13 protein-coding genes and 1 tRNA gene are annotated in these 14262 nt (G+C 60.6%); 6 read left to right on the top strand and 8 right to left on the bottom strand.

From position 1 onward, the window contains the following. The first annotated feature begins 1 nt into the window (after position 1). Positions 2-1132, top strand: coding sequence for an NDP-sugar synthase (locus SE86_RS01290; protein WP_211096632.1), 1131 nt, complete (start codon positions 2-4; stop codon positions 1130-1132). Between the two features lie 136 nt (positions 1133-1268). Here the strand turns inward: SE86_RS01290 and hemB are convergent, their stop codons facing one another. Together hemB and SE86_RS01280 are read right to left on the bottom strand one after the other, a co-directional pair. Further along, entirely contained in the window at positions 1269-2285 is a 1017-nt protein-coding gene (gene hemB / locus SE86_RS01285; RefSeq protein WP_117353960.1) for a porphobilinogen synthase, read from the bottom strand. Positions 2286-2322: 37 nt separating this feature from the next. Next, positions 2323-3492, bottom strand: a complete 1170-nt coding sequence (locus tag SE86_RS01280) for a hypothetical protein (protein WP_117353959.1) — start codon at positions 3490-3492, stop codon at positions 2323-2325. Between the two features lie 129 nt (positions 3493-3621). Between SE86_RS01280 and SE86_RS01275 the strand changes: the two genes are divergently transcribed. The 4 genes from SE86_RS01275 (at position 3622) to SE86_RS01265 (ending at position 6860) form a co-directional block, all read left to right on the top strand. Then, positions 3622-4182 (top strand): hypothetical protein, encoded by a 561-nt coding sequence (locus SE86_RS01275; RefSeq protein ID WP_117353958.1) that lies wholly within the window; start codon positions 3622-3624, stop codon positions 4180-4182. A gap of 83 nt (positions 4183-4265) precedes the next feature. Further along, a complete protein-coding gene (gene lysS / locus SE86_RS01270) occupies positions 4266-5756 on the top strand; it encodes a lysine--tRNA ligase (protein WP_117355024.1) in 1491 nt (496 codons plus the stop codon). A gap of 557 nt (positions 5757-6313) precedes the next feature. Continuing rightward, a complete protein-coding gene (locus SE86_RS07960; protein WP_158543068.1) occupies positions 6314-6481 on the top strand; it encodes a hypothetical protein in 168 nt (55 codons plus the stop codon). A 271-nt stretch (positions 6482-6752) separates the two neighbouring features. Continuing rightward, positions 6753-6860 (top strand) — tRNA-Pro (locus tag SE86_RS01265). 69 nt (positions 6861-6929) lie between these two features. Here the strand turns inward: SE86_RS01265 and SE86_RS01260 are convergent. The 5 genes from SE86_RS01260 to SE86_RS01240 all read right to left on the bottom strand — a co-directional run bounded on the left by SE86_RS01260 (position 6930) and on the right by SE86_RS01240 (position 11996). Next, on the bottom strand, positions 6930-8834 hold the full coding sequence (locus SE86_RS01260) for an APC family permease (RefSeq protein ID WP_158543067.1): 1905 nt from the start codon (positions 8832-8834) through the stop codon (positions 6930-6932). A 100-nt stretch (positions 8835-8934) separates the two neighbouring features. Continuing rightward, the gene (locus SE86_RS01255; RefSeq protein WP_117355023.1) at positions 8935-9906 is read right to left on the bottom strand and encodes a thiamine pyrophosphate-dependent enzyme; all 972 of its coding nucleotides are present in this window, start codon (positions 9904-9906) and stop codon (positions 8935-8937) included. Beyond that, entirely contained in the window at positions 9906-11105 is a 1200-nt protein-coding gene (locus SE86_RS01250; RefSeq protein WP_117353956.1) for a ferredoxin oxidoreductase, read from the bottom strand. Before SE86_RS01250 ends, SE86_RS01255 begins: the two co-directional genes overlap by 1 nt. 1 nt (position 11106) lies before the next feature. After that, positions 11107-11400: a 4Fe-4S binding protein gene (locus SE86_RS01245; RefSeq protein WP_117355021.1), complete on the bottom strand. Its 294-nt coding sequence runs from the start codon at positions 11398-11400 to the stop codon at positions 11107-11109. 35 nt (positions 11401-11435) lie between these two features. Beyond that, complete coding sequence (locus SE86_RS01240) at positions 11436-11996, bottom strand: 2-oxoacid:acceptor oxidoreductase family protein (RefSeq protein ID WP_117355022.1); 561 nt, start codon at positions 11994-11996, stop codon at positions 11436-11438. A 176-nt stretch (positions 11997-12172) separates the two neighbouring features. On the opposite strand from SE86_RS01240, the gene SE86_RS01235 reads away from it, so the two are divergent. Beyond that, positions 12173-13054: an AbrB/MazE/SpoVT family DNA-binding domain-containing protein gene (locus SE86_RS01235; protein WP_148666734.1), complete on the top strand. Its 882-nt coding sequence runs from the start codon at positions 12173-12175 to the stop codon at positions 13052-13054. Positions 13055-13207: 153 nt separating this feature from the next. Here SE86_RS01235 and SE86_RS01230 read toward each other — a convergent pair whose 3' ends face one another. Continuing rightward, complete coding sequence (locus SE86_RS01230; RefSeq protein ID WP_117353954.1) at positions 13208-14257, bottom strand: GTPase; 1050 nt, start codon at positions 14255-14257, stop codon at positions 13208-13210. Positions 14258-14262: the final 5 nt, after the last annotated feature.

Genomic DNA, 14262 nt, shown 5'->3' with positions numbered 1-14262 from the left:
AATGATAGGCTTCGTCCTTGCCGGCGGCTACGGGAAGAGGCTGCTCCCCATAACACAGGGCACGCCCAAGCCGTTCCTCCAGCTTATGGGGAGGCAGCTGCTCGACTACAGCATAGAGACGCTGAGGGAGGCCAAGGTTGATGACGTGGTTGTAGTAGTAACCAAGGGCTTCGCTAACCTGGCCTCGGTGGGCAGGGAGGGCGTCAGGGTAGTTGAGCAGCGTGGGGACGACATACAGGGGGCCCTGAGGACAGCCTATGACGAGGCCTCTGCCGCAAAGGAGCGCGACGCCGTGATAGTGTACACCGGCTTCCTGGCGAGCCCCCCTACGATAGCTAAGCTGGCAGTCGACTACTACCAGTCAAGCGGCTTCCCTATAGTGCTTGCCCTGGCCTCGGCGGCCACCGGGCTTGAGACCTACGGCTTCGTCACAGTCGACTACAGGGGGGTCGTCAAGGAGTTCATGTGGGAGTCCCCTGAGGCCAAGAGGTGGGGCGTTGGGAGGGGCTACGTGTTCGGCGGCGTCATGGTTGCTGACGTGGGCAAGCTTGAGGAGGCGTCGAGGACTTCCTTCGGCGAGTCAATGCGCAGCCTCGCCGGCCAGGGCGTCGTAGGGGGCATACAGTGGCCCGGCAGGTGGGTTGAGATAGGCTACCCCTGGGATCTGCTTGAGGCGATAGACATGCTCCTCGAGGGCAGCGGGAGCGTGATCTCAAGCAAGGCCAGCGTCTCCAGGTCGGCCATCGTTGGCGATAATGTGATAATAGACGACGGCGCGGTTGTGGAGGACGGCGCAATAGTGAAGGGGCCAGCCTACATAGGGAGGGGGGTCAGGGTCAGGAGCGGGGCGGTAGTTGAGAACTTCTCCGCGGTAGAGCGCGACTCCGTGATAGGCGAGAACGCGGTGGTCGAGAGGAGCTACATAGGTGCCAGGGTCCAGGTCGGCTCCCTCTCAGAGGTCAGGGGATCCGTGGTGGGCGAGGGGGCCGCCATAGGGCCTGGGGCCCACCTAGTTGAGGACAGCCCTGAGAGGCTACCAGAGAGGCTCAGGTGGCTGGCTGACTACCTGGGCCAGGGCGTGAGGCTGGGCGCTGTCGTGGCCCCGGGCTTAAGGTGCCCTGCTGCACCATGAGCGGCGGGGCTCTGTTCTCTCATAGGCGCCCTCTTAGCTTGCCTCTATTAGTTCCTTATAGCATAACTAAACTCGCGGCTGAGGCGCGCTTGCGCGGCTCAAGGCTTTCAAGGGGTGAGAAGCAGTTCATCACGAGTTAGAAGAAGTACTTGCCTGACGCTATGGCTCTCGCCGCGTCGAGGGCGAAGTAAGTTATTATCATGTCAGCCCCCGCCCTCCTTATCGAATACAGGGCCTCCAGCATAGCAGCGGTTCCATCTATGAGGCCCTGCCTTGCCGCCGCCCTTATCATGGAGTACTCCCCGCTCACGTTATAGGCGGCCAGCGGCACGTCAGGGTAGTACCTCTTCACGAGGCTTATCACGTCAAGGTAGAGGAGGGCCGGCTTCACCATCGCTATGTCGGCTCCCTCCTCAAGGTCAAGCCTGACCTCCTTTATCGCCTCCCTGGCGTTGCGCGGGTCCATCTGGTAGCTCTTCCTGTCACCAAACCTTGGCGCTGAGTCAACAGCCTGCCTGAAGGGGCCATACATGGAGCTGGCGTACTTGACGGAGTAGGCCATTATGCCGACGTCTGTGAGGCCTGCGTCATCAAGGGCCTCCCTTATAACCTTCACCTGCCCGTCCATCATGCCCGAGGGGGCTACGAAGTCGGCCCCCGCCTGGGCCTGCGACACCGCTATCCTCTGGTAGACCTTCAGCGTCGAGTCATTGTCTATCACCGCACCCCTCCTTGAGTTAACTGGGAGGCCGCAGTGGCCGTGGGAGGTGTACTCGCATATGCAGAGGTCTGTCATGAGGACGGGCTCCCAGCCCACCTCAGACCTTATAAGCCTCAGGGCCTTCTGCACTGGGCCGTCATCAGCGAAGGCCCTTGAGCCCACCTCATCCTTAACCGAGGGCACCCCGAAGAGCAGGAACGACTTAACCCCAACCTCCATGGCCGCGTTGACCAGGTTCACGAGCTCCCTGGAGTCAGGCGGATAAGTGGTGTAGCCGTCTAGGCCTGGGGTCGGGGCCGGCGACTTGAGGTTCTCGTCAACGAACAGGGGCATTATGAACCTTGAGGGCGTCAGGTCGACCTCCGCTATGAGCGACCTCAGGGCGCCCGACCCCCTGAGCCTCCTGGGCCTTATCCTTGGGAACCCCGTCAACTTCTACCCCTCAGGCTTAGCATGGACTCGTACCTGTTCATAAGCTCCCTTGCCAGCTCAGCCTTGACTCCGGCCTCTCCCTGAGGTAGGAGAAGATGGGGAACATGGCCCTCTTCACTGTGCTGTTCAGCGCTGTCATTATGGCCTGGTACGGGTCCTCGCCCCCCTCTATGTTCTTCGCCGTCACCTTGGCCTCCTCGTCAACTATGACGCTGATGACCCTCATGATAGAGGATATGGCCTTGTCCACGGACTTCCTCAGCAACATGGCCTGAAGCCTTGACAGTTCGTCCTCCACTATGCCCTCAGCCGCTGGGACCTCGGCCAGCCTGCGCGACAGGTTGTGGTTAACGAAGTCCTTAACGTCATCTATAGTGACGTGCGCTGTGGGCGAGGCCTGAGGCGTCGATATGTCGACGACCACCTTTGACCTCCTCGCCGCCACGCCTAGCTCGGGCCTCATGCCGCCCTTTATGGCAACCAGCATGGCGTCGACCACGTCTAGGTTCGCCACCTTGGTCAGCTCTATGAACTCGCCGCCTGCGGAGGGGCACAGGGACAGGATCGCCCTAGCCTTTTCAGCGTTCCTGTCGGCCACCATGACCTTTGAGGGCCTCCACTTGGAGCAGAGGTGCTGGGCCATCTCGCTGGCCGCCATGCCGGCGCCAACTATAAGGACTACCTTGTCGTCGAGGCCGCCCAGCCTCTCCGCGGCCATCTCAACGGCGGCCCTCGGGTACCCCAGCACGCCTCTCGATATGTTGGTTGAGTTCCTAGCCCTGGCGCCGGCGGAGATAGCGCTGTGAAAGACCGTGTCAAGCAGCTCGCTGCTGTAGCCGCGCCTCCTGGCGTTGACCCAGGCCTCCCTGACCTGCCCGAGGACCTCGTCCTCGCCAAGTATGGCTGACTCAAGTCCTGAGGCCACCCTGAGCAGGTGCCTGGCTGCGTCTACGCCTGAGAGGTGGAAGCCGCACGTGAAGAGCCCCCCGATAGCCTCCTCAACCCTTCCGCGGGCGGGCGAGTCAAGGTAGACCTCAAACCTGTTGCAGGTGGATACGATAACGACGCCCCTCGAGAGCGGCGCCAGCTCCCTGTAGGCCCTCTCCGCCAGGTCTTCAGCCTCAGGGGAGAGCCTGAGGAAGCACGAGTCCCTGAACGTCACGCCGTAGACTTCAAGTGCATTTATGTCGAAGTCCTCGGACTCCAAGGGCAGCGCCGGCCCTAGGGCGCCTTAGCACTATTAGAGGCGTTGCCTATGTTCAGCGCCACTCAAACTAAGCTAGTATATACCGATTTATTTTTGTATGAAACACATATGGCCGCGGGAGAGGTCCTTTTGCTGTACCTAGTTTACCACGACCCGGGAGGGGACGACTCTAAGCTTAAGGAGCTGGCGGCCCACTTTAGGGGCGCGGCTCTAGTTAAGGTATCAGAGGTGGGCTCCCTCAGGCTGGGCTCGGGCGACGCCGTGGCCTTACTGATGCCAATGGGTGGGGGCCACGCCAGGGAGATCATGGCTGCGGCCGCCTCCGCGGGCGCCAGGTGGGTCGGTCACATACCGACGGAGCTCACGGCAGCAGCCATTGCAAGGGCAGCCCGGGAGGCCGGGTGCACGAGCGTCAGGCTCTACTTCTGGCCCGCCAAGAGGCACCTCGAGGAGCAGCTGGACGACGTGGGCAGGATAGCAGCTGTGCTGACCCTCCAGGGGCTTAACGTGGTAATGGATGGGTGCGCAGACTGCATAGCCCCGCTGGCCCTCCTGCCAGGCAGGATAGCCTCTGAGGCCGAGGAGGCGGCCAAGGCCTGCGGCTCGAGGGCCCTGGGTACCCTCGCCGAGGTGGCGGCGCTGGAGATCTCAGAGTGGCTTAAGGAGGTGGCCAGAGGCCTTAACATTTGAAAAGCCTTAACCCTTCAGGGCAGGGAGGGGGCCAGCTTTAAAAGTTAGCCCAAGGTATAGCTCAGTGGGCAGCGATCTTGAGCGTGGAGTGGGACAAGGAGAGGCTCAAGCTGCTTGACGAGCTCAAGGCCAGGGGCATAAACCCCTACCCCCACAAGTTCCCCGTAACGCACACGATCAGGCAGATAAGGGAGCTGGCGGCATCAAGGCCGGACAAGCCCCACGAGCCCTTCGTGGCTGGCGTGTCAACCGCGGGCAGGGTCGCCAACATAAGGAGGCACGGCAAGGCGTCGTTTGTTGACATCTTCGACGAGGGGGAGAGGCTTCAGCTCTACCTCAGAGTTAACGAGCTCGGCGACAGGTATGATGACTTCCTGCACTTCGTCGGCAGGGGCGACATAATAGGGGTCACGGGCGACCTGTTCTACACCATGAAGGGCGAGCTGTCCCTGCTGGTCAAGGACTACCAGCTGCTCGCCAAGGCCCTCATAGAGCCCCCGGACTGGACAAAGCTGACGCCTGAGTTCAGGTACGCCCACAGGTACGTGGACTTCCTCTACAACGACCAGGCCAGAAGGGCCATGGAGATAAGGTTCAACACCATAAGGGAGATAAGGCAGTACCTGTACTCAAGGGGCTTCGTCGAGGTCGAGACGCCCGTCCTTCAGCCGGTCTACGGCGGGGCCCTGGCAAGGCCCTTTATGACGCACGTCAACGCCCTTGACGAGGACTGGTACCTCAGGATATCGCTCGAGCTCTACCTTAAGAGGTTCATAGTCGGGGGCTTTGACAAGGTCTTCGAGATAGGCAAGGTCTTCAGGAACGAGGACATAGACGTGACCCACAACCCTGAGTTCACCATGATGGAGCTCTACTGGGCCTACGCTGACTACAACGACATCATGGACCTGACGGAGGACATGATAAGGGCTGTGGCCCAGAGGGTCCTGGGCACCACCAAGCTAAAGATACCCATGCCAGACGGCAGCGTCGCCGAGGTCGACGTTGGCCAGAGGTTCAGGAGGGCCACCATGTTTGACCTGCTCTCCGAGGCCATAGGTAAGAGCTTAGACTCCGTCAGTGACGACGAGATGAAGCACATGCTTGACCAGCTGGGCCTGGTGCCGAGGGGAGGAGTCTACTCGAGGGGGCTGATGATAGAGAAGCTCTTCGACAAGCTCGTCACACCTAAGCTTATACAGCCGACGTTCGTGCTCGACTACCCCATTGAGACGACGCCACTCTGCAAGCCCCACAGGTCAAAGCCTGGGCTCGTGGAGAGGTTTGAGCTCTACGTGGCGGGAGTCGAGCTCGCCAACGCATACAGCGAGCTTAACGACCCGGTCCTACAGGACAAGCTGTTCAAGGAGGAGCAGGAGATGAGGAAGAGGGGCGACCTTGAGGCCCACCCATACGACGTTGACTTCGTGAGGGCCCTCAGCTACGGCATGCCACCAACGGGCGGCCTGGGCGTCGGCATAGACAGGCTGGTAATGATGTTAGTTGGCGTCAACAGCATAAAGGAGGCGCTGCCGTTCCCTATGGTAAGCTCAAAGCTGGTCCAGGGGGTTTAGGTTTCATAGGGCTCGATATCATTTATTGGGCCTCCGCCTTGGCCTCGCGGCCCTCAGGGCCCCTTTCATGGGGGCCCATATCACGGGGCTCCGCCCCTCAGGGCAGCCCAGACCCACGGCTCCCCCTTCGTCTCATCAGGGTCACAGCTGTGATGAATGAGGCCCAGAGGCATGAGCTCTATTGTCAGCATCTACGCTATCGTCCACTTAGAGGCTGACGTGGGGAGGACACTGGAGAACCCTGTCGAGGAGACTGTAACGCCTCTACATAACTACTAGTTATTTTTAATTACTTCTAAATATTGTTTTGACAAGTTACTTTTATATAGCATTACCGAGGCAGCTTTCATTGGTGACCCCCCACCTGATGACGGGCGCTGCTCAACGAGGGTGGGAGTGATAAAAGTGGACGGGAGGGTAGCGGCGTTTCCCTCGACAAGCCCCAGTGACTTAAGGGTGACCGCGTGTGATCCCTTAAGAGGGGTGCCCGCGGCGGAACTAGATTAAAAGTAAGGAAAAGTACGCCACGGGTAAACACCCTCTGCCACAGGTCAGACGTGAAGGATTACGCGGAGTTAGTTGTGAAGCTCTACACGCTGACCAAGGTAATGGGCAGCGAGAGGCCTGACGAGGGGAAGTTGAAGGCGCTTCTGGCAGCGGCCGCGAGCCTCTCCGAGCTTGCCGAGGGGTCTGGAGGGAGTATTGGAAGCCTTATTTCAAGGTAAAGTGGGAAGACAGCACAAAACGCGAGATGTCAGCAAGGTGCGGCTTTGAGGCAGATAGGGGACGTCATCGCTATAGTCAACATCTACAGGAGGTATGTAGCAGGACGCTCAAGATGTGGGGCCCCTGGGGTAACCCTGAGCGCCCCGGGCCCGATGAAACCCGAGCGGGGCGCGGGAAATAAGGGTGAGGCGATGAAAACGTATCACGTGAACTTGTGAGAGCTGAACCCCTCAAGGCTTAAATATGTTGGCCAGCTGCTCCTCCCTTGGTGGGCCCGTAGTCCAGCCTGGCAGGATGCGGGGTACGCCAGTGCCGAGGTGACATGGCGCCCGACTCGGGTCCCTGTGGTCGGGGGTTCAAATCCCCCCGGGCCCACCACCTCCTGTGACGAAGGCCTATGGCAGAGGTCAACACAAGAAAAACATGAAGGTGTGTTCTATGGGAACTCTAAGGCGCCGTGAGGACCGCCACCACGTAAAGGGTCACAGCGCCAGCCGCCACGGTGACCAGGTCGTAGGGGAAGGGCAGGAGCGGGCTGCCCCCGTAGACTGAGGACAGCCCGTACGGGCCAATCACGTCTATCAGGAATATCAGGAACGCCAGGGTCACGAACCAGGCGCCAGACCTCACGGCCTTCCTTTCCTCAGGCCCGCCGACCAAGGCATAGGAGACCAGCGCTACAGCGGTCTCGGCGGCCGAGAGCGCCAGCGAGATGGTTACCAGGGCGGTCACCTCATGGGCTGAGGTCGTTAACCCTGAGCTGATGGGGTAGAAGACGTTAACAGCCAGCATGTAGTCAACGAAGGCGATGACGGCCGCGTAGGGGATCCCGATGCTCAGCAGGCTCCTCTGGCCGGTAACGCCCCTTATCACTAGGTAGGCCGCTACGCCTGAGATGAACGTCATGAAGACGGGTATCATGAGGGTCATGCCGGCCCAGTAGGCCAGCAGCGCCGCCGCCATGGCCCCCAGGGCACCAACTACCTTGAAGACCGCGCGGCCTCTCCTTGAGAAGGCCCCGAGCGCCGTGCCGCCCGTCACGTAGGTCATCAGCGTGGTGAGCACGGCGTAGCCACCTATGGCGTACCAGCTGGGCAGCGGGACCATGAAGGCGAGCCCTAGGGCTAGGGCCACTAGGAGGCCCAGGCCCGGCACGGCGTACCTGTTGAGCGAGGTCAGCCTGGAGGGCAGGTGGCCGTTTGCGGCTATGCCATAAACTATCCTGGCCAGGTTGCCCATCTGTATTATGGAGTTGCCCAGAGGCGACACCCAGGCGTCTATTATCATCAGCACGCTCAGGGCCCCGAGCCCAGCTAGGGCTAGCTCGCTGGCCAGCGGGGCTGAGGCTATGTTGGAGGTCGCCAGCCCGCTCCAGTTGCCAGGGGTTAGCGGGGCTGCGTCGCTAGGCGAGCCGACGGTTATGGCAGACCACCTGAGGCCGCCTATGAAGGCCACCTGGAGCAGGATGAAGATTATTGAAGCTATGAGGACTGAGGTTATCACTGCCAGTGGGACGTCCCTGGAGGAGCTCCTGCCCTCGCCGCCGTAGTCGACGGCCTGCCTGAAGCCCAGCATCGCGTAGGCTATGCCCGCGAGCGGTATGGCCATCAGGACGGCGGCCGCCCCGGTGAGGCCCATGGAGGACGCCTGGGTCGGGCCCTGGAGGGTTAGGTTATGGGGGTTGAAGGCGAGGGCGAACAGTGCGACGATTGCAACGAGCGGCACTATCACCTTCCAGATCATGAGGCCCAGGCTCACATTACCAACTAACTTAACTCCGAAGTAGTTGATGAGGAACACGAGCGCAACTATGGCCAGGGCCAGCAGCATGCCCTTCCATGTGACCACAGTGACGGGCTGGCCCAGCACAGTTGCCCTGGTCACGAGGCCAGGAACGTAGTAGCTTGCGTAGCTGACGACAGCTATGGCCTCGGCCGGCATAAGTGATGATATGGAGAGCAGGTAGAGGACGCCGGTGACGAAGCCAGCCAGGTCTCCGTGGGCCATCTGGGGGTACCTGACCACGCCGCCTGTCCTGGGCGCTAAGCCCGCGAGGTAGGCGTAGGCAAGCGCCATGAAGATCACCAGGACGGCTGCTACGAGCCAGGAGGCTATGGAGAGCGGACCAGCGAAGGCGGCTGCGCCCAGAGGTGCCAGGAGCCAGCCGGCTCCTATGATGGCACCAATGTTTAAGCCGACGTAGTGCCAGAAGCCGAGCGACCTGCTCAGCTTTAGGTCGGACTCTACAAGATGACCTGGGGGAGACCGCGATACAAAGCCGCGGCTACCCCCGCCGGACTGACCGTCAGGGCTCCCTTGCCCGGACTCAGGGCCGGGCTCCCTCTCCACCACAAAGGTGGGTCGCCTCAGCCCGCGTTACGGTAGGACCACTATTTAAACGTTTCAGGAAAAAAGGACGTGATTAGTTGGATACAGATATGTATAAAGAAGGCTACTTGGCTACGGGGCCTATGACCTCCTTGCCCGCAAGCTTGTTTATCTCTGCCACCCTCTCGTTTACGAGCTTCTGTATCTCCTCTATCTCAGCAGGCGTCAGGTGGGCGAACCTGCCCTGCAGCTTGAGGTACTCCGAGACGGGCTTCCTCTTGGCTACCGGGAAGGTGACCCTGAAGTTGCCGTGGTCTATCTCGTAGAGCGGGAACACGCCGGTCTCCGTTGCAAGCCTTGATATGGTTATGCCGAGGGCTGGGTCAAACCTCCAGCCAGTGGTGCACGCCATGAGGACGTGTATGAATGACGGCCCCTCGTCAAGGACCTCGAGGCCCCTGGCGAACTTGTTTATCATGTCCTGCGGGTAGGCGGGGTTAGCTGTGGCGACGTAAGGTATCCTGTGCGCCGCAACTATCATAGCTATGTCCTTCTTCGTCCTCCACTCGCCCCTCCAGACCTTGCCTGCCGGCGTCGTGGTGGTCCACGCGTGGAACGGCGTGGCGCCGCTCCTCTGTATGCCTGTGTTCATGTATGCCTCGTTGTCGTAGAGCACGTACATTACGGGGTCGCGCCTCTCGAGCATGCCGCTTAGGCTCTGGAGGCCTATGTCAACAGTGCCGCCGTCGCCCGCTACTACTACAACCTTCGCCTGCTTGTCCTTTGGTATTACACCCTTCCTCTTCAGGACCTCTATGGTCCTGGCTATGCCGCTGGCGCTGGCCCCTGCGTTCTCGAAGGCTGAGTGGAACCACGGCACCAGCCAGTTGGAGTACGGGTACCTGGTTGTTGCTACCTCGACGCAGCCCGTGGCGTTGACTATTATCGTGTCCTTGCCGGCTACCTTGGTCAGCATCCTCATTATTGTCCCAGCCGTGCAGCCTGCGCAGAGGCCGTGGCCGCTTATGAAGAGCTCCTCCCTGGGCAGGTCGAACAGGCTCTTTATCCTGAGCGACTTGCCCGCCTGCTGTGCCATCACTCCCTCACCCCGTAGAATATGGTCTCAGGATACTTCCTGGTCCTCGCCTCCCACGCGAGGCGGGCCAGGGCCAAGAAGTCCTCAGGCTCCATAGCCCTCTGCCCTATGCCGGCAACGACGCTAGTCAGGTTGAAGCCCAGGTCCTCCCTTACCTTGAGGCCAGCTATCTCGTTGGCGAGTGGCCCCTGGTACGGGGCGCCGTAGCTTATGGCTCTGTCTATCACCAGGACGCTCTTGACGTTCGAGGTGTAGTTCACGAAGTGCTTGGCTGGGAACGGCCTGTAGAGCCTGAGCCTCAGGAGGCCGACCTTCAGGCCCTCCCTCCAGGCGTCCGGCAGGACGCTCTTGAGCGTGGCTGCGTAGCTGGCGTTTGCAACTATGAGGGCATCGGCCCCCTCGCACATGTAGCACTCCATTATGCCGTAGCCGCGGCCGAAGGCCTTCTGGAACTCCCTATCTACGTCCTCGGCCTTCTCGGGGACGCCCTCCATGGCCTTCACCTGCTGGTACTTTAATTCATAGTAGTACTCGGGCGGCACTATGGGCCCAATCGTAACGGGCTTGTCGGGGTCAAGCCTGTAGGGGTACGGCCTCTTGGGCGCGAACTTGAGGACGCTGGCCCTGTCCTCAACCACCACCGGCTCCGTCGTGTGGCTCATCACGTAGCCATCATAGCCGACCATGACAGGCAGCATAACGCCCCTGTCCTCAGCAAGCCTGTAGGCCTGTATTACTGTGTCATACGCCTCCTGGGCCGTGTGGACGAAGTAGATTATCCAGCCCGTGTCCCTGGCGTTGAAGAGGTCCGTCTGGTCGTTCCAGATGCTTATGGGGGCGCTCAGGGCCCTCATTGCCACGCTCATGACTATCGGTGCCCTGAGGCCCGAGGCCACGTGCAGCATCTCGTGCATGAGGGCCAGGCCCTGGCTCGCAGTCGCAGTGAAGGCCCTCGCGCCCGTCAGTGACGCTGCCAGGGTCGCGCTGAGGGCGCTGTGCTCGCTCTCGACGTGTATGAACTCAGCGTCGAGCTCACCATTTGCCACAAACTCCGAGAGCTTCTCGACCACAGTTGTCTGGGGCGTGATTGGGTAGGCTGCCACCACGTCGACATCTAGGTCCTTTGCAGCGTGAGCCACTGCGTAGTTAGTGCTAAGCGGTATGGGCCTCTTCGACTTAACCTCCTGCGCTGCCTCCACCTCAGCTCACCTCCACGGGGACCATGTCAATCGCCTTGACTGGGCACTCCTGGGCACACATGCCACACCCCTTGCAGAAGTCATAGTTGACGTCGTAGGATATCTTGTATACCCTCTTAGCCTTGGTCGTGTAGGGCTTGTCAAGCTCAAGTATAGCGCTGTCAGGGCAGACGTACCAGCATATCCTGCACCTTATGCACTTCTCCTGGTTTATGACCGGCATCAGGACCTTCCAGTCGCCCGTCTTGTACTCAAGGCTGTTGCCGGGGTTTGTTATGACCCCTCCAATCGTCATCTCCTTCCATCCTGGGAGCTTCACCGACACCTGCCTCACCCCCAAGAGAGCTGCGTGGACTCATATGCCTCCTTAACGGCCATCACGTTCGCCTCAGCCACCTTACCGTGGAACCTGGACCTTATTACGTCTAAAACGGTGTCCAACTTCACGAGCTCTGTAGACTTTACAAAAGCACCCAGTATGGCAGTGTTCACTATGTTGGCCCTGAGCCACTTCATCGCTATTGAGCTCGCGTCGACGGCCGCCGCCCTGTACTTGCCCCCACCGAGGCCCAGCTTCTCCAGGAGCTCAGCGGGCTTCAGCGGGCTGTTGGCGACAAGGGTGCCGCCCTCCTTGAGGCCCTCTATGTAGGTAGGCTTGAGCAGGCTCCTGTCAAGTACCACTACGACGTCAGGGCGCTCAATTGGCGTCCTGGGTATGAGAGGGCTGTCAGTTATCCTCGTGTACGCCCTAACTGGCGCGCCCCTCCTCTCGGCGCCGAACTCAGGGAAGGCGAGGGCGTACTTCCCCTCTATTATGGAGGCTGACGCTATGATTTCACTGGCTGTGACTGCCCCCTGGCCGCCCCTGCCGTGCCACCTTATCTCAAGCATGTTCAAGCTCCTGCGCCTCGCCCCTCTTGCTGCGGGCCTCGTAAAATATAAGCTGAGTGCAGGGAGGCAGTCCCTTGTTTATAAGAAAGATTTTTCGTTTAGAATAATATACATTTTTCTTTAACAGCGTTAAAGTTATATATACGCCGCCAATACTAGTTGCAAGGGTGCGTGAGTTGAGCGAGAGCGCAACTACAAGGAAGGTCCAGAGGCTCGGCGGGTCCAGCCTGATAATAACGCTGCCCAAGCAGTGGGCTAGGAGGCTCGGGATAAAGGTCGGCGACGAGATAGAGGTTGTAGAGGCCGGCGGTAAGCTCCTCGTAAGGCCGAGGGACAGCAGGGCGGAGGACAGGGCTAGCACGGTCACATTAAGGTACAACGGCGTCGCAAGGGCAGCTGGCGTTGACGCAATAGTTGACTGCGCATTTGTTCACGGCTACAGCAGGGTTGAGATACCTCTGAGGGGCCTCGGGGAGACTGACGTTAAGAGGCTCATGGCTGAGCTCAACGAAAATGAGAAGGTGGCGTCGGTGGAGAGGGGCTCAGACAGGGTGGTAGTCACCATAGCTCCGTCACCGAGCGCCGACGCCACAAGGCTAATCAAGGAGGCCAGCAGCAGGCTCCAGGACATGCTTGACGAGGCCTCCAGGGGGGCGGAGGAGGCCGAGGTCGAGGGGCTGAGGGCTCAGGCCCTCGAGCTCGTTGAGGCCTCCCTAAGGAGCTCCAAGGAGAGCAACATAATCGACCCGATGGCATATGGCGTGCTGCTGTCGCTGCCCTCCATGGTCGCGGACGCGGCCCTCATGCTGAAGGGCAGGGCCGACCTGCTTGGGAAGCTTAAGGAGGCCGTAGGGGAGTTCATGGGGGGCCTCGCCAGCGCCAGCGGCAGGAGGCTGCTTAACGCTGCTATGCTGGCATCGGAGCTGAGGAACATGGCTATGCACGTCGGCGGGCCCGCGGCAGCGGTGGTTCCAATAGCTGACGCCCTGATAAGCGTCTCGATGAAGCTGCTGTGCCCAAGCCTGCTCGAGCAGGAGCCTGAGGAGCCCATAGAGTGACAAAGTGAACGGCAGGCCCGCCCCTTCCAGGGGCGGGGTAAGGCATAAAACACCTGAGCACTTGAAAGCATCGCAGAACAAATGGTGTCCCCGCAAGGGATGTCCCAACAGGGGCCCACATATCCCCGAGCCCCTGGGAGGGGAGGAGGTCAGCTACCTTATCTCTAGTATGTCGCCGTCCTGGGGCACGTAGTCAGGCCCCACCCTCTGCCCCCCGTACTTAGCACCCCTCCCCCATATCTTGGCGTACTTCATGGACCTTGCCAGGGAGGGGCTTATCCTCTCAGCTATCTCCCTGACGGTGGCGTCGGCACTAACAACAAGGGGCTCAGGGCTCGGGGGCTGGCCCGGCTTCTTAGTGTATATCCTCTTTATGTTCAGGAGCCTGTAGGCCACGGGGCCCACGCTGCTGAGGCCGACGCCCGTTACAGCTGACGCCAGCACCCACTGGACGTCCTTGGGTAGCGCCGAGGCCGCCTCCCTCGCCCTCGACTCAGCTGAGGGCAGGTCAGCCTTGTTGAATATGACGAAGGCGGGCTTGTAGACCTTAGCGCTAAATATGGCCTCCTCGAGGTCGTCCAGGGTGGCGGGCCCGCTGACCTCAACCAGCGCGTTGTACACCCTGTAGCTGTTCAGCAGCCTCCTCGCCTCCTCCTCGGTGAACCTCGGGGTCCCCCTGTAGGTGAACGCTATCCCTCCCTGGGTCCTCCTCTCAACCCTGACGAAGCCCTTCTCAAGGGAGTATGCAACCCCCCTGTCCTCGAGGGCCCTAAGGGAGACGTCAAGGTCGCGCCTGGGCTCAGGGGAGTCAAGGCCTATGACCAGGGCTATGACGTCAGCGTTCCTGGCTAGGGCCACAACCCTTGAGTTGACGCTGCCGTCAGGGTTTATGAGGGGCGGGGTGTCGACGAGCTGGAGCTGGACGTCAAGGTACGTCATCATGCCCGGCACGGGGGCCTGGGTGCCGTAGGGCAAGGGGCTTATCGTTACCTTTGCGTTAGTCAGCCTGGCCACTATTGAGCTCTTGCCGGAGTTCGTGGGGCCTATCAAAACCACCTGCCCGGCCCCTGCCTTCTCGACAAACATGCCCGGCCTGCCGCCGCCCGACCTCCTTGCCCTCTCCCTCTCCACCTCCTCCCTGAGCTCGGAGAGCCTCCTCGTGGCCCACAGCCTGAGCTTCTCCGTGCCCTTGTGCTTGGGCACGGAGC

This window comes from Acidilobus sp. 7A (assembly GCF_003431325.1).
Classification (GTDB): Archaea; Thermoproteota; Thermoprotei_A; order Sulfolobales; family Acidilobaceae; genus Acidilobus.
The sequence above is the reverse complement of the archived record's forward strand: the minus strand, read 5'-3'. Positions and strand labels throughout refer to the sequence as shown.

Excerpts from the sequence above, each read along its gene's own strand:
- SE86_RS01245 (WP_117355021.1), bottom strand. The coding sequence starts at position 11,400 with ATGACGATTGGAGGGGTCATAACAAACCCCGGCAACAGCCTTGAGTAC.
- SE86_RS01240 (WP_117355022.1), bottom strand. The coding sequence starts at position 11,996 with ATGCTTGAGATAAGGTGGCACGGCAGGGGCGGCCAGGGGGCAGTCACA.
- SE86_RS01290 (WP_211096632.1), top strand. The coding sequence starts at position 2 with ATGATAGGCTTCGTCCTTGCCGGCGGCTACGGGAAGAGGCTGCTCCCC.
- SE86_RS01255 (WP_117355023.1), bottom strand. The coding sequence starts at position 9,906 with ATGGCACAGCAGGCGGGCAAGTCGCTCAGGATAAAGAGCCTGTTCGAC.